The organism is Bradyrhizobium sp. ma5 (assembly GCF_042258955.1).
Classification (GTDB): domain Bacteria; phylum Pseudomonadota; class Alphaproteobacteria; order Rhizobiales; family Xanthobacteraceae; genus Bradyrhizobium.
The window spans coordinates 4,322,382-4,341,971 of sequence record NZ_CP170156.1; the positions used below are offsets into that span (position 1 = coordinate 4,322,382).

At 64.9% G+C, this 19,590-nt stretch carries 18 protein-coding genes; 9 read left to right on the forward strand and 9 right to left on the reverse strand.

From position 1 onward, the window contains the following. The first annotated feature begins 48 nt into the window (after positions 1–48). From sufC to ACE103_RS19825, 6 genes are all read left to right on the forward strand, one after another. Entirely contained in the window at positions 49–801 is a 753-nt protein-coding gene (gene sufC / locus ACE103_RS19800; RefSeq protein ID WP_375780798.1) for a Fe-S cluster assembly ATPase SufC, read from the forward strand. Positions 802–818: 17 nt separating this feature from the next. Next, positions 819–2,141 (forward strand): Fe-S cluster assembly protein SufD, encoded by a 1,323-nt coding sequence (gene sufD / locus ACE103_RS19805; RefSeq protein ID WP_375780799.1) that lies wholly within the window; start codon positions 819–821, stop codon positions 2,139–2,141. Continuing rightward, on the forward strand, positions 2,138–3,385 hold the full coding sequence (locus ACE103_RS19810; RefSeq protein ID WP_375780800.1) for a cysteine desulfurase: 1,248 nt from the start codon (positions 2,138–2,140) through the stop codon (positions 3,383–3,385). Before sufD ends, ACE103_RS19810 begins: the two co-directional genes overlap by 4 nt. Then, positions 3,382–3,753: an SUF system Fe-S cluster assembly protein gene (locus tag ACE103_RS19815; protein WP_028342143.1), complete on the forward strand. Its 372-nt coding sequence runs from the start codon at positions 3,382–3,384 to the stop codon at positions 3,751–3,753. The genes ACE103_RS19810 and ACE103_RS19815 overlap by 4 nt, the downstream gene beginning before the upstream one ends. A gap of 74 nt (positions 3,754–3,827) precedes the next feature. Then, positions 3,828–4,217 (forward strand): iron-sulfur cluster assembly accessory protein, encoded by a 390-nt coding sequence (locus ACE103_RS19820; RefSeq protein ID WP_018271449.1) that lies wholly within the window; start codon positions 3,828–3,830, stop codon positions 4,215–4,217. 148 nt (positions 4,218–4,365) lie between these two features. Then, positions 4,366–4,848 (forward strand): TfoX/Sxy family protein, encoded by a 483-nt coding sequence (locus tag ACE103_RS19825; protein WP_375780801.1) that lies wholly within the window; start codon positions 4,366–4,368, stop codon positions 4,846–4,848. A gap of 126 nt (positions 4,849–4,974) precedes the next feature. On the opposite strand, the gene ACE103_RS19830 is transcribed toward ACE103_RS19825, so the two are convergent. From ACE103_RS19830 to ACE103_RS19850, 5 genes are all read right to left on the reverse strand, one after another. Then, a complete protein-coding gene (locus ACE103_RS19830) occupies positions 4,975–6,042 on the reverse strand; it encodes a GGDEF domain-containing protein (protein ID WP_375780802.1) in 1,068 nt (355 codons plus the stop codon). Between the two features lie 313 nt (positions 6,043–6,355). After that, complete coding sequence (locus tag ACE103_RS19835) at positions 6,356–7,843, reverse strand: DEAD/DEAH box helicase (RefSeq protein ID WP_375780803.1); 1,488 nt, start codon at positions 7,841–7,843, stop codon at positions 6,356–6,358. A gap of 252 nt (positions 7,844–8,095) precedes the next feature. Continuing rightward, positions 8,096–8,995: a helix-turn-helix transcriptional regulator gene (locus tag ACE103_RS19840; RefSeq protein ID WP_375780804.1), complete on the reverse strand. Its 900-nt coding sequence runs from the start codon at positions 8,993–8,995 to the stop codon at positions 8,096–8,098. Between the two features lie 190 nt (positions 8,996–9,185). Then, the gene (locus ACE103_RS19845; protein ID WP_375780805.1) at positions 9,186–9,800 is read right to left on the reverse strand and encodes a TetR/AcrR family transcriptional regulator; all 615 of its coding nucleotides are present in this window, start codon (positions 9,798–9,800) and stop codon (positions 9,186–9,188) included. A gap of 116 nt (positions 9,801–9,916) precedes the next feature. Next, positions 9,917–10,870, reverse strand: coding sequence for a helix-turn-helix transcriptional regulator (locus ACE103_RS19850; RefSeq protein ID WP_375780806.1), 954 nt, complete (start codon positions 10,868–10,870; stop codon positions 9,917–9,919). A gap of 249 nt (positions 10,871–11,119) precedes the next feature. Between ACE103_RS19850 and ACE103_RS19855 the strand changes: the two genes are divergently transcribed. The 3 genes from ACE103_RS19855 (at position 11,120) to ACE103_RS19865 (ending at position 14,909) form a co-directional block, all read left to right on the forward strand. Further along, on the forward strand, positions 11,120–12,616 hold the full coding sequence (locus ACE103_RS19855; RefSeq protein ID WP_375780807.1) for a caspase domain-containing protein: 1,497 nt from the start codon (positions 11,120–11,122) through the stop codon (positions 12,614–12,616). Between the two features lie 72 nt (positions 12,617–12,688). Continuing rightward, positions 12,689–13,933 carry an FAD-dependent oxidoreductase gene (locus ACE103_RS19860; protein WP_375780808.1) on the forward strand — a complete coding sequence of 415 codons (1,245 nt, stop codon included), beginning with the start codon at positions 12,689–12,691 and terminating at the stop codon, positions 13,931–13,933. Between the two features lie 199 nt (positions 13,934–14,132). Further along, positions 14,133–14,909: an outer membrane protein gene (locus ACE103_RS19865; RefSeq protein WP_375780809.1), complete on the forward strand. Its 777-nt coding sequence runs from the start codon at positions 14,133–14,135 to the stop codon at positions 14,907–14,909. Between the two features lie 73 nt (positions 14,910–14,982). On the opposite strand, the gene ACE103_RS19870 is transcribed toward ACE103_RS19865, so the two are convergent. From ACE103_RS19870 to ACE103_RS19885, 4 genes are all read right to left on the reverse strand, one after another. Beyond that, on the reverse strand, positions 14,983–15,753 hold the full coding sequence (locus ACE103_RS19870; protein WP_375780810.1) for a glucose 1-dehydrogenase: 771 nt from the start codon (positions 15,751–15,753) through the stop codon (positions 14,983–14,985). 188 nt (positions 15,754–15,941) lie between these two features. After that, entirely contained in the window at positions 15,942–16,733 is a 792-nt protein-coding gene (locus tag ACE103_RS19875; RefSeq protein WP_223967837.1) for an outer membrane protein, read from the reverse strand. A 228-nt stretch (positions 16,734–16,961) separates the two neighbouring features. Then, positions 16,962–19,022: a DNA topoisomerase IV subunit B gene (gene parE / locus ACE103_RS19880; RefSeq protein ID WP_375780811.1), complete on the reverse strand. Its 2,061-nt coding sequence runs from the start codon at positions 19,020–19,022 to the stop codon at positions 16,962–16,964. 128 nt (positions 19,023–19,150) lie between these two features. After that, on the reverse strand, positions 19,151–19,519 hold the full coding sequence (locus ACE103_RS19885; RefSeq protein ID WP_375780812.1) for a hypothetical protein: 369 nt from the start codon (positions 19,517–19,519) through the stop codon (positions 19,151–19,153). Positions 19,520–19,590 lie beyond the last annotated feature (71 nt).

Sequence of the window (19,590 nt, forward strand, 5' to 3'; positions counted from 1 at the left end):
TGAGGGCGCGGCCGACGCGCCTTGCGGATGATGCTCAGGAAAAATCAGATGTCTCTGCTTGAAGTGAAAGATCTGCAGGTTCGTGTCGAGGAGCGCGAGATCCTCCACGGACTGTCGCTCACGGTGAACCCGGGCGAGGTGCACGCGATCATGGGGCCGAACGGTTCCGGCAAGTCGACGCTCTCCCACGTCATCGCCGGCAAGCCCGGCTATGAAGTCACCGGCGGGCAAATCCTGTTCAAGGGCCAGGACCTCTTGGAGATGGCGCCCAACGAGCGCGCCGCCAAGGGCGTGTTCCTGGCGTTCCAGTATCCGGTGGAAATCCCCGGCGTGACCACCTGGAATTTCGTGCATGCGGCGCTCAACGCCCAGCGCAAGGCGCGGGGCGAGGAGGAGATCTCGTCGCCGGCGTTCCTCAGGAAGGTCCGCGAGGTCGCCAAGTCGCTCAACATTCCGCAGGACATGCTGAAGCGCGGCGTCAATGTCGGCTTCTCCGGCGGCGAGAAGAAGCGCAATGAGATCCTGCAGATGGCGCTGTTCGAGCCGGCCGTCTGCATTCTCGACGAAATGGATTCCGGCCTCGACATCGACGCGCTGCGGATTGCAGCCGACGGCGTCAACGCCTTGCGCTCGCCGGAGCGCGCGATGGTCGTCATCACCCACTATCAGCGGCTGCTCAACTACATCGTGCCCGACGTCGTGCACGTAATGTCGAAGGGCCGGGTGGTGAAGAGCGGCGGCAAGGAGCTTGCGCTAGAGCTGGAAGAGTCCGGTTACGCGCAGTTCGAAGACGCTGCCTGATAAATGCGGGTTCTCAGATGAACGTTGTTGCAAAAACCGAGACCGGACGCGCGCTGGGCGATGCATTCGCCGTCGTGCGCGACCGTCTGCCGGGCAAGGGCAAGATCGCCGATCAGCGCCGCGAGGCATTCGAGGCCTATGAGCGCCTTGGCCTGCCGCATCGCCGGATCGAGGACTGGAAATACACCGACCTGCGCGCACTGATGCGCGAGGTGCTGCCGCTGGCCCCTGCGCCGGATGCAGCGGCACTGAATCGCGCCGCTGCTGCCGTCAAGCTGCGGGCGATCGACGGCGTGCGCCGCCTGGTGCTGGTCGATGGCGCGTTCGTGCCCGATCTGTCCGATCTCGGCGATCTCGATAAGGGGCTGAGCATCCGCCCGCTGCGCGAGGTGCTCGACGCCGGCGATGGCGCGCTTTCCGCGCAGGCCTTTGCGACCGACACCTCCAACCCCATGCTCGCGCTGAACGGCGCGATGGCGACCGATGGCGTCGTCATCGACGTTGCCAATGGCACGGTGCTGACCCAGCCGCTGCACATCGTCCACGTCGCCTCTGGCGTGACGCCGGCTGCGATGTTCACGCGCTCGCTGCTCCGGCTCGGCCGCGATACCGGCGTGACGCTGGTGGAGAGCTATCTCGCCGGCGAGGGCGCCAAGGCCTACCAGACCCATGACGGGCTGATTGTCGCGATCGGCGACAATGCGCGGCTCGATCATGTCAGGCTGGTCGAGGATTCCATCGACGCGTTCAACATTTCCTCGGCGACGGTTTCGCTCGGCGCGCACGCCCATTTCAACACGTTCGGCCTGACCTCGGGCGGTCATGTCAGCCGCTATCAGCTGACGGTCACCTGCGCCGGCGAAGGCTCCAATGTCGAGACCAACGGCGTCAACCTGATCAACGGCAAGCAGCACGCCGACACCACGCTGTTCATGGATCACGCGGTGCCGCACTGCGCGAGCCGCGAGATCTTCCGTGCCGTCGTCGATGACCGTGCCCATTCCGTGTTCCAGGGCCGCATCATCGTCCGTCCGGACGCGCAGAAGACCGACGCCAAGATGATGACCCGCGCGCTGCTGCTGTCCGACGACGCGGAAGCCGACAACAAGCCGGAGCTCGAAATCTTCGCCGACGACGTCACCTGCGGTCACGGTGCGACCACCGGTGCGCTCGACGAGAGCCTGCTGTTCTACATGCGCGCCCGCGGACTGCCGGAGAAGGAAGCGCAGGCGCTTCTGATCCTGGCCTTCGTCGGCGAGGCGATCGAGACGATTGCCAGCGACGCGTTGCGCGAGGTCGCAATTGCCACCGCGCAGCGCTGGCTTCAGGCGAGGGCGTGAGCATGCACAAGGCGGTCGCGAACGGTTCTTACGACGTCGCTCTGGTGCGGCAGGATTTCCCGGCGCTCGCCATGCAGATCTACGGCAAGCCGCTGGTCTATCTCGACAACGCGGCCTCGGCGCAGAAGCCGAATGCGGTGCTCGACCGCATGACCGAGGCCTACAAGAGCGAATACGCCAACGTGCATCGCGGCCTGCATTACCTCGCCAATGCGGCGACGGAGGCCTATGAGGGCGCCCGCGGCAAGGTCGCGCAGTTCATCAACGCCCGCCGCAGCGAAGAGATCGTCTTCACCCGTAACGTCACCGAGGCGATCAATTTGGTGGCATCGTCCTGGGGCGGGGTGAACATTGGGGAGGGCGACGAGATCGTCCTCTCGATCATGGAGCACCACTCCAACATCGTGCCGTGGCACTTCCTCAGGGAGCGCCATGGTGCCGTGATCAAGTGGGCGCCGGTCGACGACGAAGGCAACTTCCTGATCGAGGAGTTCGAGAAGCTCCTGACGGCGCGCACCAAGATCGTCGCGATCACCCAGATGTCGAACGCGCTCGGCACCCTGGTTCCGGTCAAGGAGGTGGTCCGGCTCGCCCATGCCCGCGGCATTCCGGTGCTGGTCGATGGCGCGCAGGGCGCGGTGCACCTGCCGATCGACGTCCAGGACCTCGATTGCGATTTCTACGCCTTCACCGGCCACAAGGTGTACGGGCCGACCGGCATCGGCGCACTCTATGCCAAGCACGAGCATCTGGTGGCGATGCGGCCGTTCAACGGCGGCGGCGAGATGATCCGTGAAGTGGCCAAGGACTGGGTCACCTATGGCGATCCGCCGCACAAGTTCGAGGCCGGTACGCCGCCGATCGTCGAGGCGATCGGGCTCGGTGCTGCGATCGACTACGTCAATTCGATCGGCAAGGAGCGCATCGCCGCGCATGAGCATGAGCTGCTCAGCTACGCGCAGGAGCGCCTGCGCGAGATCAATTCGATTCGCGTGATCGGCACGGCCCGCAACAAGGGCCCGGTGATTTCCTTCGAGATGAAGGGGGCGCACCCCCACGATGTCGCAACCGTGATCGACCGGCAGGGCATTGCGGTGCGCGCCGGCACCCATTGCGTGATGCCGCTTTTAGAGCGGTTCAACGTCACGGCCACCTGCCGCGCATCCTTCGGGATGTATAATACAAGGGAAGAAGTCGACCATCTGGCGCAAGCGCTGATCAAGGCGCGGGAATTGTTCGCATGACCGATACAGCCGAAGTCAAGACGGCCACCATGGAAACCACCTCGGCGCTGCCGGCGGAAGAGACCGAGCGCATGAGCGGCGAGATCGTCGCGGCGCTGAAGACGGTGTTCGACCCGGAAATCCCGGCCGACATCTACGAGCTCGGCCTGATCTACAAGGTCGATCTCAAGGATGATCGCTCGGTCGACATCCTGATGACGCTGACCACGCCGAACTGCCCGGCCGCCGGCGAGTTGCCGCAGATGGTCGAGAACGCGGTTGCCAGCGTTCCCGGCGTCGGCGTCGTCAACGTCAATCTGGTGTGGGATCCGGCCTGGACGCCGGACCGGATGTCGGACGAGGCACGCCTCGTCCTCAATATGTGGTGATGCGTTAGGGGATCGAGCTTAACCTTGGAATAACTGGCAATTGATTTGCCGCTGGGACTGACCACATGAGTGACATGACACAAGCCTCACCGACCCCAGCCAAGCCGAAGCGCCCGCGCCCGCAGGTCATGAGACTGACCGATGCCGCGGCGGAGCGGATCACCGAGCTGACCAAGCGCGCCGATTCCGAGATCGTCGGCCTGCGCGTCGGCATCAAGAACGGCGGCTGCGCCGGGCAGTCCTACACCGTCGAATACGCCCATGAGATCCGCCCGACCGACGAAGTGGTCGAGGACAAGGGCGTGAAGATCCTGGTCGATCCGAAGGCCGTGCTGTTCCTGCTCGGCACCGAGATGGACTACGTGGCCGACAGGATGCAGGCCCAGTTCGTGTTCAACAACCCGAACCAGGTTTCCGCCTGCGGTTGCGGCGAATCGGTGCAGCTCAAGCCGGCCACGGTCTGATCGCTGCTGCGCCCTCGCGAGTGCGCAATCGCGCTCGCGCGTTATCCGACACCCACCATCGTTGCATGTCGACGCCGTCGTCGACCATACTGCGCTGCCAACAGGCTGCGGCAGGCGCGTTCGGCCGCGCTGGAACAAGGGTGGGCACATGGACCGCGAATTCCTGACCAACCTGTTCGCCGATTTCGGTCCGGTCACGCTGCGCCGGATGTTCTCCGGCTACGGCATCTCCGCTGACGGCACCAACTTCGCGCTCGCCTTGCGTGCCGGGCTCTACTTCCGCGCCGACGAGGAGACCATTCCGCAGTTCGAGGCCGAAGGCTCCAAGCCGTTCCAGTACACGACGCGGGAAAAAACCGTCACGGTGAACTCGTACTGGCAGCTGCCGGCGCGGCTGTTCGATGATTCCGAGGAGCTTGCGGTCTGGGCACGCTCGGCGCTCGGCGCCGCCCAGCGCGCCGCGCTGCGCAAGCGGCCGAGGAAACGATCGGCTGAGCGGACGGCGAAGGCGCCGGTGAAGAAGGTCGCCGCGAAGAAGAGCGCGGGGAAGAGGGCAACGACCAAAAGAGCGGCGAAGAAAGCGGCCAAGACGACCAGCAGGCGCGCTCCGAAGAAAAAATCCTCACCCTAAGGCCGCCGCTCTATCCACGTCATTGCGAGGAGCGTAGCGACGAAGCAATCCATCTATCCGCATTTGCGGGCAGATGGATTGCTTCGCTTCGCTCGCAATGACGATGGGGAGAAAGACGCGGACCGGTCACGCCACTTGGGTCTGGGTCTCGGCGCTGTATTCCGGGTCGGCTTCGCAGATCACGCGGTTGCGGCCGGCGCGCTTGGCGGCGTAGAGGCAGGCGTCGGCGCGCTCGATCAGCGAGTCCGTGTCGTCGGCCGGCTTCAGCATGGAGACGCCAACCGAGATCGTGACGCGGCCGAGGATCTCGCCGGTCGACTTTTTCTTCAGCTCCTTGGCCATCACGGCACGGCGGATGTGGTCGGCGACCGTCAGCGCCTGGCGCAGCGCGGTGTTCGGCAGCACCACCGCGAATTCTTCGCCGCCATAGCGGGCGGTGATGTCCTGGCCCTTGATGGTCTGCTTCAGCGACTGCGCCACCAGCCGCAGCACCTGGTCGCCGGTGAGATGGCCGTAGGAATCGTTGAACGACTTGAAGTGATCGATGTCGAACATCAGGAGCGATAGCGGCTCGCCGCTGCCCAATGCAGCCTGCACCGCCATGTCGATCGAGCGGTCGAAATATTTGCGGTTGCCGAGGCCGGTGAGCGGATCGGTCAGGCTCTCGGCGCGGATCGCCTCGAGGCTGTGTTGCAGGTCGCTGATCTCCGACTTCGACAGCGCGAGCCGGTTCTCCAGTGCCTGATTGGTCTCGCGCATCTCGCGCGTCGATTTGGCCAGCCCCTCGACGATGGTCTTGATCTGGTCGCGGGTGGTCGCGGTCGAGAGCCGGTCGCTGGCGCCGACGAGGCTCGCGTCGTAGGTCGCGGACACGCCGAGCGCATCGGTGATCAGCCGCATGACGGCGTCGATTTCACCGATGACGCGTGCGCCGACCTTGTCGATACGGTCCGATGTCTTGATGTGCGACAGATAGGTTTCGTAGATCTGCTCGAGATCGGATTCAGAGAGCTTGCCGCTGCGCGCCAGCGTCTCGTTGATGACCTTGTTGAGCGGTGCGTTGTATCCGGTCGCGTAGACGTACCAGATTTCGTAGTTGCGCGGCACGGCGGTCTGACGAAGCGAGCGAATCTGACCAAGTGCGACTTCGGCAAAGGCCAACGTACGTTCGTGTTCGTCCAGCAGCTTGACCACTGTTACGTCCTTAATGCACGCAATGCCGGTCATGCCCGGCAGCAATGACTAAATTATTGCGCGAGGGTACGGGACGAGAATGAAGGCAAAGTAAACAGTGGAACTACGGGGATTTCGCCGCGACTAATGTCGTACGAACGCGATCCCATCGCGGATCGCGCGCGGCTTTCCGTAAGCTTTTCGCTTGCTCGCCATTGCGCGGCGAAAACTGCGCGCATTTGCTTCAAACGCGAGGAATCAGCGTGGGTGTCGGTCGGCGGCGAAACAGATTCCGCGGAATGCCGCCGCTGGCGCGGCGGCATCGGAGCCGGCCTTAGGCGCGTGCGCGCACAGGTCGCAGCAGGAAGGCGGGCAGGTGCGAATGATCGGCGGGCTCATGGTCCGCCTCGCGCTGCGGCCGCGATGGCTCGGCACGCCCGATCGACGGCACGTGCGACGGGGTGGCCCTGGGCGCGGTGCCGCGGCCGTGACGGGGTTCGCGCTCCGGTTTGGCTGCACGCTCCTGGCGGGGCTCCTGGTCCTGACGCGGCTCACCGTGACGCGCTTCGCGTTCGCCTTGACGCGGCTCGCGCTCACGTCGCGGCTTGCGGCCGCCACGGGCGCCGTCGCGCGAACCTTCGCGGCTGCGCGAGCGGCGCGGCGCACCGTCCTCGTCGGAGGCCTCGCTCTTAACGGTGTAGTCGCCCTCGGCGCGCGGGATCGGCTGGCCGATCAGCTTCTCGATCGCAGTCATCGACTTGCTGTCGAGCGAGGTGACGATGGAGATCGCGGTACCGGTGCGTCCGGCGCGGCCGGTACGGCCGATGCGGTGGACGTAATCGTCGGGGTGGTGCGGCACGTCGAAATTGAAGACGTGGCTCACCGCGGGAATGTCGAGGCCACGAGCGGCGACGTCGGAGGCGACGAGCAGCGGAATCTCACCCTTGCGGAATTGATCCAGCGCCGCGGTGCGGGCGGACTGATCCATGTCGCCGTGCAGGGCGCCGACACTGAAGCCGTGCTTCTGGAGTGATTTGTGAAGGACGGCGACTTCGCGCTTGCGATTGCAGAAGATGATCGCGTTGTTGAGGTCCTTGGCGTCGCGCAGCAGGCGGCGGAGGATCTCGCGCTTGTCGTGCGCTTCGCGACCGGCCGGGACCTGCAATTGCGTGACGGTGACGGCAGTGGTCGCGGGCTTTGAGACTTCGATCCGGGCCGGATTGTGCAGGAAGGCCTCGGTGATGCGGCTGATCTCAGGCGGCATCGTCGCGGTGAAGAACAGGGTCTGCCGCGTGAACGGGACGAGCTTGCAGATGCGTTCGATGTCGGGAATGAAACCCATGTCGAGCATGCGGTCGGCTTCGTCGATCACCAGCAGCTCGACGCCGGTGAGCAGCAATCCGCCGCGTTCGGTGTGGTCGAGCAGGCGGCCGGGCGTTGCGATCAGGACGTCGACGCCGCGCATCAGCTTGGAGTCCTGGTCGCCGAACGAGACGCCGCCGATCAGCAGCGCCACGTTCAATTTCTGACCGGCGCCGTATTTGTCGAACTGCTCCTTGACCTGCGCGGCAAGCTCGCGGGTCGGCTCGAGGATCAGGGTGCGCGGCATGCGTGCCCGGGCGCGGCCCTTCTCGAGCAAAGTGAGCATCGGGAGAACGAAGGCAGCGGTCTTGCCGGTGCCGGTCTGGGCAATGCCGAGCACGTCGCGCCGGGCGAGGACGTGCGGGATTGCCTGTTCCTGGATGGGAGTGGGGGTGGTGTAACCGGTGGCCGCAACTGCGGCGAGGACCTTATCGGACAGGCCTAGATTGGAAAAAGACATTGAGCCTCTGGTCGAAACCGCCGTTCGGCATCGCAGGTAAAAGGCTGTCGCGTTCGGCCCCGAAACGGCTCGCTTTTCTATAAAGCTCGGGGGCTCTGACTAACGCTGACGGACGGCAAACCTGACGAATCGCGTTTCGATCCGAGGGCCGCGTTGCCCGCAACATAGGGGCGAAAGCGGTAAAGTCAATCTTGGAACCAGCCGGAGAGCCGAAAAAGCTTAATGTTTTCGCCAAAATAACCGTCGTTTCCGTCATTTGGCGGTCAAATGAATCACTACCTCCGTATCCGATGGCGCGGCCTGGACGGGGGCCTGCACGCTGTTTCGGGCCCTGAATTCGCCCGGTGTCAGGCCTTCGGATGCGCTGAAGATCCGGTAGAAAGTGGCCAGGCTGCCGAACCCGCAGGCGAGGGCGATGTCGGCGATCGGCCGCGGCGGCTTTTCACAAAGCAGCCTGCGGCTCTCGTTCAGGCGCTCGGCGGTGACGGTCTGCGAGAAGCTCGCCCCGGTCGCTTCGAACAGGACGTGCAGATAGCGGACCGAGACGCCGAGCATCTCGGCGACCATTCCTGGCGACAGCGCCGGCTTCGCGAGGTGGCGCGTGATCAGGCGGCGCGCGAGGCTGAGCCGGCCGACGCGCAGCGCCTGCTGGGCGCGGCGGCTGCCCGGCCTGATCGCGCCGCGCTCGATCAAGGCGAGCTCCGCCACGATCTTGACCAGCGCAGGAATGCTCGCGGTATCACCGGCCTCGGTGGCCTCCTTGAAATCGGCAAGGCAGGCTTCGAGCAACGGCGCCCAGCCGCGATTGCTTGTCGTCCGAGAACTCCGACGCGCAAGCGCGAGGGCTGCAGTCGGATCAACGCGCTGGTCCAGGGCATCGGAGCCAGGGGCGCACGCCGGGCCTGCGGATGGCGATTCCGTGCCGTAGTCCTCGAGCTTAGTGCGCATCGTGCATGACCCCTCGCTCTGCCGCCGAGCGCGCGTCGCCGGTAAAGAAATTGGCTGTGCCGAGCCGGGGCGAAGCGCCAGCGCGGTTCTGGCGAAATCGCCGGAAATTATCTTCTCAATGCGCGCAGGCTGATCACTTCGGTTCGGAGGACGCGGGATCGCGCCGCGATTGGCCGGGTCGTCCGTTTGTCCCATGTCAGCCATTCGAGGCGTCTCCAAAGGTCTTTTGCGAGCAATATCGTACATTTCATATAGTAGTGTAAAATATGAAATGGCTAACAAGCGTCAAAACTTATCCACCGTCCGGCGAAATGGTCCGGCCGGTCCCTGACGGTCGACAGTTGGGAGGGTCTTGCTGATCGGCGACGGTCGCGCGCGCGGGCCGTCGTGCGGATTATTTCCGCTTCGGCATCACGGCGCAGCCGTAGAGCACCATCGCGCACATCTGGCGGTAGCGGGCCGAGAAGTCGTTGCGGGCGATCGGCGGCAGCGCCTGGTTGACGGCCCGCGCGCCGTCCGCAAGGGCCTGTGCGATCTGCACCGGTTTGAACGCGCCGTTCAGCTTCAGCAGCCGTGCGGCCTGCAACTCGATCACCAGTCTTTCCAGATCAGCCTGGAACGAGACGGCGGATTTGATCATCAAATCGCGGCAGCGCTTGAAGGCCTCGGCATTGAGCTCGACGGTGTGCGGCGAATGGGTGAGGCGGCGCCGCGTCTCGCCGTAGCGGACGTCGAGAATCGTCGCGAAAATATCCAGCGCGCCGCCGCCCTTCGCCCGCACGGACTGGCCGGCCTCCAGCGCGAGTGCCACGTCCTCGACGTGGCGCCAGGCGATGACGGCGCGAAACGCCTCTTCCTTGTTGCTGAAATAGTAATACAGCGCGCGCTGTGTGAAGCCGCAGGCCTTGGCCAGCCCGACCATCGACAGCCCGCTATAGCCGTAGTCGAGAAAAGCCTGATTGACCTGCGCCAGCAGGTCAGGTCCAGGCTTGATCATCTTCTTCGACATCAGGATCCCAGGGACGACGAGAGACGGCGCGTGACGCCGGGAATCCCGATTACGGGCATCAAGGCGCTTTAGCAACCCGCAAGTGCCCGGTGTCCCGGCTGGTCTGGATCGAGGGCTTAGGCCACCCGTGCCCGGTAGTCGCCCGGGGTCATCGATTCGGACGCATTGAAGAGACGGTAGAACGTCGCGAGGCTCTCGAAGCCGCAGGCAAACGCCACCTCGGCGATCGTCTGCCCGGATCGCTCGCGGAGCAGGCGGCGGCTTTGCGCGAGCCGAAGCGCGGTGACGGTCTCCGAGAAAGTTTTCTCCGTCTCCTCGAACAGGATGTGCAGGTGACGGACCGAGATGCCGAGCAGGCCGGCGATCAGCGTTGGCGTCAGCGCAGCATCAGCGAGGTGCCGCTGGATCAGGCGGCGGGCCAGTGACCGATGGGCGCTTCGCAGGGCCTGCTGCGCGAGCCGGCTCTTGGGCCGCATGATGCCGCGCTCGATCAGCGCGATATGGGCGAGCGCCTGCACCATCGGGGCCGCGTCCGCCGCAGTGGCGTCATGGCCTTCGACGAGGTCGCGGAAGCAGGATTCCAACAATGGCCGCAGCGCGGTCTCATCCTGCACCGGCCGCGGGACGAATTCGCCGAGCTCGGCACCCGGCGGGACGATGTTCGCCACCGGGATCTTGATGATGCGCAGGTGGAAGCCGTCGTCGCGCAGCGGGGCTGTGCGATAGGGCAGGTCCGAATAGCTGGTCGCGAACATGCCGTCGCGCACCGCGAATTCGTCGAGCTGCGCGCCGCCGAACCAGCCGCCGCCGCCGAGCTGCTGGTAGATGCACAGGCTGTCGCTGCGCGCGTCGGCGATGTCGCCGGCGCGCCGTTCGACGCGGTAGGGCGAGGCCCGCAGCTCGACCAGCCCGGCGTCGCCGAGCTGGCGCAGCGAGAACTCGCCGAAGAAGTCGCGGCGGTGCTCGGGTTCGAGTTCCGCGGTGACGCCGAACAACCCCTTGGCGCGCACCTCGCGCCAATAGTCGAAGCGATCGCGGGGATCGACTTGCTCAGTGGACCATGTGTACACGGAAAAGCCCCTGGAATGCCCTTGGGACGTGCGGAGAGCTCGCGCCGGATGGAAGTCGGAATCTATCATGCGGGCCGTAAAAAGAAACTTGACCTAGGACGGACGGGACGCCTCATGGGGCCGAGAGGGTCGCCAAGGCGGCGGTCACGACGGCCGTCCGGCGTCGGCCTTGAACCGGCCAAACGGCTGATCCGACTATTAGGCGGCGGTCGCACGAGCGGCGCACTTGTCGTGCAGGCGGGAATTGGGATGAAGAGCTGGCTTTCGAGACTTTCAGCGACCCTGTTGGCGGTCGCATTTGTTGCGTCGGCGGCGCCCGCCCAGGCTGAAAAGCGCGTCGCGCTGGTGATCGGCAACAATGATTACAGGAACGTGCCGAAGCTGCAGAAGGCGGTGAACGACGCCCGCACCATGGGCGACACGCTGAAGCAGCTCGGTTTCAACGTCATGGTGGCCGAGAATTTGAACCGGCAGGCGTTCTCCGAGACGCTGCTCGCCTTCGACCGCGCCGTGGAACCCGGCGACACCGCGTTCTTCTTCTATGCTGGTCACGGCTTCGAGATCGCGGGCCAGAATTTCCTGCTGCCGACCGACGTGCCGGCCGCCACCGAAGGGCAGGAGGAACTGGTGCGCGACGCCTCGGTTCTCGCCGACCGCATCATCGAGCGGTTGCAGAACAAGAAGGCGCGGACCTCGATCCTGGTGTTCGACGCCTGCCGCAACAATCCGTTCGAGCGCGCCGGCACGCGCGCGGTTGCCGGCGGCGGTGGCCTCGCGCCGATGACGCAGTTGCCGGAAGGCGTGTTCTCGGTGTTTTCGGCGGGGCCGCGCCAGACCGCGCTCGACCGGCTCTCGAACGACGACGCCAATCTCAATTCGGTGTTCACGCGAACCTTTGCCAGGGAGCTGCTGCAGCCCGGTGAAAACCTGGTGCAGGTCGCCCAGCGTACGCGGCGTCTGGTCAGCGAGATGGCGGAGACCGTGAAGCACAAGCAGATCCCGGTCTATTTCGACCAGATGGTCGACGACGTCTTCCTCAACGGGATCGCGAAGGCGCAGGCCGAGGCGGCCAAGCCGTCCGCTCCGCCGCAGCAGGTGGCCGCGTTGCCGCCGGTCTCGGTGCCGAAGCTGCCGAAGGAGGATTCCATCAACGCGCCGATCGCGAGCTTCTCGCGGCACAATGGCGGCTGGACCGTCGTGTTCTCGATCGCCGATCCGACCCTCGGCATCTCGTGGCGGATCGGCGATAGCGGCGACTTCCGCGAAACCGGCTTCATGGACACGCTCGATCCGCGCACGCGCAAGCGGATGCCCAATCCATCGATCGAGCTGCCGGCCGATGCGCCGGCGGCCACGATCGAGCTTCGCTATGTCGATACGCAGGGCGAGATGCAGGGGCCGTTCCCGATCAAGTTCGATCCTGACGCCGCGCTCATCCGCGACCAGCGCAAGATCCTCGACATGACCGCGACGAGCTGGCTGTCGTTCCGCGAGTTCAACGGGCTGCTCGTCTACTACACGCACCTGATGTCGTATCGCTGCGCGATCCGCGAGGTGCGGATTGGCATCGACACCGCGGTGCCGGACAAGGTGTTGAAGATGCCGGCCTGCAATTCGCGCGATCCGAGCGCAATCCCGTCGGACGCGCAGCCTTATCTGAAGCTCGCGCCGCAGACCAAATCGGTTTCGGTGGAGCTGACCTATCGCGACGGCAGCGTGTCGGAAATCAAGACGTTCAGACGATAGCCTTGCATCCTTGTCGTCCGATCCGCGTTACAATCGAGGCCTGAGGGTCGAAGCAGCGGTAGGGAAGGCATCATGGATGCAGGCAATCCGGCAGCGCCGAAAACGCGTCAGATGAAGGTGCGCTGCTGCGTCGTGGGCGGCGGGCCGGCCGGCATGATGCTCGGCTATCTGCTCGCGCGCGCCGGGGTCGATGTCGTGGTGCTGGAGAAGCACGCCGATTTCTTCCGCGACTTCCGCGGCGACACCGTGCATCCGTCGACCCTGCAGGTGATGGACGAGCTCGGTCTGATCGACGGCTTCCTCAAGCTGCCGCACCAGGACATCCAGAGGCTCGACGGCATGTTCGGCGGCACCGCGGTGCGGATCGCCGACCTCAGCCGCCTCAGCGTCAAATACCCCTTCATCGCGATGATGCCGCAGTGGGACTTCCTCAATTTCCTGCGCGAGAGCGGCAAGCGTTTCCCTTCGCTCAAGGTGCTGATGAGCGCCGAGGCGACCGACCTGATCCGGCGCGGCGACGCTGTCGCGGGCGTCCATGTGAAGACGCCTGATGGCCCCATCGAGATCGAGGCGGATCTCACCATCGGCTGCGACGGCCGCCATTCGATCGTGCGCGAGCGCGCCGGCCTCGACGTCGAGGAGATCGGCGCGCCGATGGACGTGCTGTGGTTTCGTGTCGGGCGGCGTCGGGACGAGACCGAGAATTTGTTCGCCCGCATCGACCACGGCAAGATGATGGTGACGTTCGATCGCGGCGACTATTGGCAATGTGCCTATGTGATCGCCAAGGGACAATACGAGGATGTGAAGGCGAGGGGATTGCCGGCGCTGCTCGACGACGTGCTGCGGCTCGCGCCGATCCTCAAGGCCGGCATTGCCGACGTGAAGAGTTTTGACGACGTCAAGCTGCTCACGGTCGCGATCAATCGCCTGACCCGCTGGACCCGTCCCGGCCTGCTCTGTATCGGCGACGCTGCGCACGCGATGTCGCCGATCGGCGGCGTCGGCGTCAACCTCGCGGTGCAGGACGCGGTCGCGACCGCGAACATCCTGGCGGCGAAGCTCGTCAATGGCTGCCCGTCGGAGGACGAGCTCGATGCCGTGCGGCGACGCCGCGAATTCCCGGTGCGGGTGACGCAACGCATGCAGGTGATCGCGCAGAACAACCTCATCAGCGCCGCGCTGAAGGGCGGCGATCAACCGGTGCCGTTCGCGTTGCGGTTGATCACCGCGATGCCCTGGTTGCAAGGGCTGACGGCGCGTCTCGTCGCGGTCGGGGTGCGGCCGGAGCACGTGCACTCGCCGGCGGCGCGTTGACCGGCGTCGCACGCAGGGAAGGAATTTATCAAGGATAACAGCTCCTTAAAGGAGCGTTTAGAAGTTGCGTGATTGCAACAGACCGACATGATTCGAAACCGGCAGACACGGATTCTGCGCGGCCGGTTCCCGCGGTTTGCTTTTGGTAAGGGTCTCTCTGGGAAAGCTCGTCCCCATCAGACAATCTGGGGATGCCACCATGGCTCATGCCAAATTCATTGCCGCGCTGACCGTGACCACGGCGCTCGGCGTCGGCGCTGCATCGGCCGCCGACCTTGCCGCCCGTCCGTACACCAAGGCGCCGGCCTATGTGGAAACGGTCTACAACTGGTCCGGCTTCTACCTCGGCGGCCATCTCGGCGGCGCCTGGACCAATGAGCAGTGGGTCAACAGCGCAAACACGACGGCGTTCGGCGATCTCGCACCCGGCCAGGGCTTTCGGCAACGCGGCTCGGGATTCATGGGTGGCGGTCAGATCGGCTACAACTGGCAGGCCAACAACTTCGTGTTCGGCGTCGAGGGCACGTTCTCCGGGCTCGACAATTCCGGCCGCGTCACCAACACGGTGTTCGGCGTCGCCCGCGACGATCAATTCAGCTGGCGCTCGAACTTCATGGCAACGATCGTCGGTCGTGCCGGCTACGCGATCCAGAACAATCTGCTCTATTTCAAGGGCGGCTATGCCGGCGTGAACAACCGCCTGTCCGTCGTCGACAACCTTCCGCCGGCAACCGGCTCCGGCAGCCAGACCCATTGGGCCAGCGGCTGGACGGTCGGCGCCGGCTGGGAATACGGCATCACCCGCAACTGGACGGTCGGCGTCGAATACAACTACGCGGCCTTCGAGCGTCAGACCTATCAGCTCGCCGGGACCGCTGCGGGCACGTACACGTTCGACGCCAAGCCGCGCGACATCCAATGGGCGGTGGTGCGGATGAACTACAAGTTCGACGCGCCGGTCATCGCGCGTTACTGAGCTCTACTGAGGCGAACAGGATGCAGGAGCCCCGGCCAACGCCGGGGCTTCTGTGTTTCATGGATCCGGTGTTTCAGGCCATCACTGAGTAGCCGCCGTCGACGGGGATCGCGGTGCCGGTGACGAAGTCCGACGCCGGCGAGGCCAGGAATACGGCAATCCCTGAGAAGTCGTCGATCGCTCCCCAGCGGGCCGCCGGCGTGCGCGCAAGCACGCGCTCATGCAGGCCGGCGACCTGCTGGCGCGCGCCCTTCGTCAGATCGGTGTCGATCCAGCCCGGAAGGATGGCGTTGACCTGGATGTTGTCGGGGGCCCACGCGTTGGCGCAGGCGCGGGTGTACTGCACGATGCCGCCCTTGCTCGCGGCATAGGCCGCAGCGAAGCTCGCGCCGAAGATCGACATCATCGAGCCGATATTGATGATCTTGCCGTGGCCTGAGGCCTTGAGCGCCGGATAGGCTGCCTTCGAGCACAGGAAAGCGCTGGTGAGGTTGGTGTCGATCACCTTGCTCCACTCGTCGAGCTCGAGCTCGTGCGGCGGCTTGCGGATGCTCATGCCCGCGTTGTTGACGAGGATGTCGATCCGGCCGAGCTCGCCGATGACCCGCTCGACCATCGCCGCGACGGCGGCCTTGTCGGTGACGTCGGTTGCCACCGCGATCGCCTTGACGCCGCGCTTGCCGAGATCCTCAACGGCGGCCTTCGATTTCGCCTCGTTGCGGCCAACCACGGCAACCGCCGCGCCGGCGTCCGCCAGGCCGCGCGCCATGCCAAGCCCGATGCCGCCATTGCCGCCGGTGACGATCGCGACCCGGCCCGAGAGATCAAACTGTCCGTTTCTCATTGTTATTGTCCGCTGTGGTTTGAACCTGCGGAGAGAGTGCCCGATCGTCGGAGCGCTGACCAGATCGGGCGCGGTCGGTCGGCCCTGCGCGAGGAGGCGTACGCGCGAGGTTGTTCTCTAACGTGTGTTCAGGCAACAAAAAAGCCCCGGCCAACGCCGGGGCTCTTCGTCTGCTGGATCAGCAGGGATCAGTACTTGGCAACAACCGGACCGGTCCAGTTGAAGCGATAGACCAGCGAGGTGCTGATGGTCTGGACGAGCGGCTTGAAGGTGATGTCGCGGCCGTTCGAGATGTTGGTGACGTCGGCGAGTTCCGAGATGTTCTTGCTGTCGTAGTAGGCAGCACGGTACTCGGTCTTCATGAACCAGCCCGGCGCGGTGATGCCGAAGATGTTCAGGTTGTTCTCGACGCCGCCGCCGACGAACCAGCCGCTGCGATCGAAGCCGTTGGTGTGCAGGCCGGAGGGAAGTGCGGTCGCGGTGTTGAACAGCGTGGTGCCCTTCCAGTGCGAGCTGGAGTAGCCGGCGTTGACGTAGGACAGAACGTTCGGAGCGACCAGATAACCGAGGCGCGCACCGGCGGCCCAGCTGTAGTCATTCTTGATCGAGCCGGCGACGAACGGACCCTGATCCTGGATCGTGCCCTTCAGGCTGCCGAACTGGCCGTCAGCGAACACGCCGAGGACCCAGCTGTTGGCGGTCTGCCAGTCGTAACCAGCACCGACGGTGCCGTACCAGCCATCGCCGCCCTGGCGCTGATTGAAGCCGAGGATCGGCGCGCCCGTGACGGTCGACTGGACACCGGTGTCAGCGTCCCAGACGCCGCCGCCGCCACCGCCGAAGATGTAGAAGCCGGTCCAGCTCGGCGCGACCGCGATCGGGGCCGGAGCCTTGGTGTAGGGGCGGGCGGCCAGATCGGCAGCCGACGCGGAACCCGTCATCGCAGCAACCGCGGTCAGAGCGAGCAAAATCTTCTTCATATCCAAATCCTCGACTTTAGCGTTCGATCGGGTCGCTGACGGGGGCGCGATCGCACTGATTCCCGAAACTCATGTCAGGACTATACGTGGTTCCGTCGGAAATGCTGTTGCGGGTGAGACACAACCGCCCGAAAACGAAGCCGCAGGCACTCTCCGAGAGGGCGAATGAAAACGGCCGCCCCGATCTGGAGGCGGCCGGAAAGTCATTTCAAATCAGTCGGTTGGGCCTCAGACGTCGAGCAGATCATCGCTCGCGAATTCGGCCTTGTCGGAGATGAAGGCAAAGCGGGCTTCCGCCTTGGTGCCCATCAGCCGCTCGACCGAGTCGGCGGTGCCCTCGCGATCGTCGGCAAGCAGCACCACGCGCAGCAGCGTGCGCTTGGCCGGATCCATCGTGGTCTCCTTGAGCTGCGCCGGCATCATCTCGCCGAGGCCTTTGAAGCGATTCACCTCGACCTTGGCGTTGGCGTTGAATTCACTCTTGAGCAGCTCTTCCTTGTGCGCGTCGTCGCGGGCGTAGACCGACTTGGTGCCGTGCTTCAATTTGTAGAGCGGCGGCACCGCGAGATAGAGATGTCCCTCGTCGATCAGCCGCGGCATCTGCCGGTAGAAGAAGGTGATCAGCAACGATGCGATGTGCGCGCCGTCGACGTCGGCGTCGGTCATGATGATGATGCGCTGATAGCGCAGATCCTCTTCGCGATAGTGCGCGAGCGTGCCGCTGCCGATCGCCTGCACGAGATCGGAGAGCTGCGCGTTGGCGGTCAGCTTGTCCTTGCCGGCGGACGCGACGTTGAGGATCTTGCCGCGCAGCGGCAGCACGGCCTGCGTCTTGCGATCGCGCGCCTGCTTGGCGCTGCCGCCGGCCGAGTCGCCTTCGACGATGAAGAGTTCGGAGCCTTCGGTGCCGGCATCCGAGCAATCCGCGAGCTTGCCGGGAAGGCGCAGTTTCTTGCCGGCGGTCTTGCGCGCGGTTTCCTTTTCCTGGCGGCGGCGCAGCCGATCCTCGGCGCGATCGATCACGAAGTCGAGCAGCCGGTTGGCCTGGTTCGGATTGCCTGACAGCCAGTGGTCGAACGGATCCTTCATCGCCTGTTCGACGATGCGCTGCGCTTCGGCCGTGGCGAGGCGGTCTTTGGTTTGGCCCTGGAATTCAGGCTCGCGCACGAACACCGAGAGCATCACGGCCGCGCCCACCATCACGTCTTCCGAAGTGATGGAGGCCGCGCGCTTGCCCTGACCGGCGCGCTCGGCGTGGTCCTTCAAGCCGCGCAGCAGCGCGCTGCGCAGGCCCGATTCATGCGTGCCGCCATCGGGCGTCGGCACCGTGTTGGTGTAGGACGACAGGAAGCCGTCGGCATCGGCCGTCCAGGCCACCGCCCATTCGCACGCACCATGCGCGCCGCTGCGGCCGGATTTGCCGGAGAAGATATCCTGATGCACCAGCGTGTCGGCGTGGATCGCCGCGGCGAGATAGTCCTTCAGGCCGCCGGGGAAGTGAAACTTGGCTTCCGCCGGAACGTCCTCGACGCCTTTCAGCAGCTCCGGGTCGCAGTGCCAGCGAATCTCGACGCCGCCGAACAGATAGGCCTTCGAGCGCGTCATCTTGAACAGACGCTGCGGCTTGAAGGCCGCCTTGGCGCCGAAAATGTCGGTGTCCGGCTTGAAGCGGATCCGCGTGCCGCGGCGGTTGTTGACCTTGCCGAGGTCTTCGAGCTTGCCTTTGGGATGGCCGCGCTCGAACGTCATGCGATGCAACTGCCCGCTGCGCGCGACCTCAACCTCGAGCCGCGAGGAGAGGGCGTTGACCACGGAGACGCCGACGCCGTGCAGACCGCCCGAGGTCTCGTAGACCTTGGAGTCGAACTTGCCGCCCGAATGCAGCGTGCACATGATGACTTCGAGCGCTGACTTCTTCGGGAATTTCGGATGCGGGTCGACCGGAATGCCGCGGCCATTGTCGGTCACGGTCAGGAAGCCGTCAGTGGTCATCTCGACGTCGATGAAGGTGGCGTGGCCGGCGAGCGCCTCGTCCATGCAATTGTCGATCACCTCGGCGAACAGGTGGTGCAGCGCCTTCTCGTCGGTGCCGCCGATATACATGCCAGGGCGCCGGCGGACCGGTTCCAGCCCCTCCAGCACCTCGATATCAGCCGCCGTATAGCCGGCTTCGGCGCCTCCGGTAGGCCGCGAAGCAGCCTTCGCCGGGGCGCGTCCCTTCGGCTCCGGGGCTCCGAACAGGTCGTCGGCAGATTTACTTTTGGCGTTTGATTTCAGTGGTTTGGTCATGATTTTTCAAGTGGCGCGCCAGTCACGGCGCAGCGAATCGGTTGCTCTGACTATGCCACGGATGGGCTGCCAAATGGGGGCGGCCGCGCCGTGAGGGCCCGGCCGCCTGTGTAGATAGGAGCCTGCGATTACGCCCGCGAGGTACGGAATACAACGACCGTGAACAGGGCCATGGCAGCGACCACCATCAGCGATCCCACGATCGGCGCCGCCTCGAACGAGGGACCCTTCAGCAACACGGCGGCAACGCCGGCCGGAAACAGGATGCCGCCGACGATATGCAGCCAGCCCTGGATTTTGGCGAGCAACATGGCTCCCGCCGCCGGCACCATCCGGTAATACAGGCCGAACAGGAACAGCAGCACGCCGCCGACGAGATTGAGATGCGCATGCGCCGGCCCCAACGTGAAGTCGTGCTGGATACCCATAACGATGCCCGCGAGCATTCCGAACAGCAAGACGAGAACGCCCACGCACATCATCAGTGACCCGATCATCAAGTGATTCCTTTTTCTTATGAGGGAGATGCCAGCCAGCCCGGACCGCGGGGGCCTTACGGGAAATCACG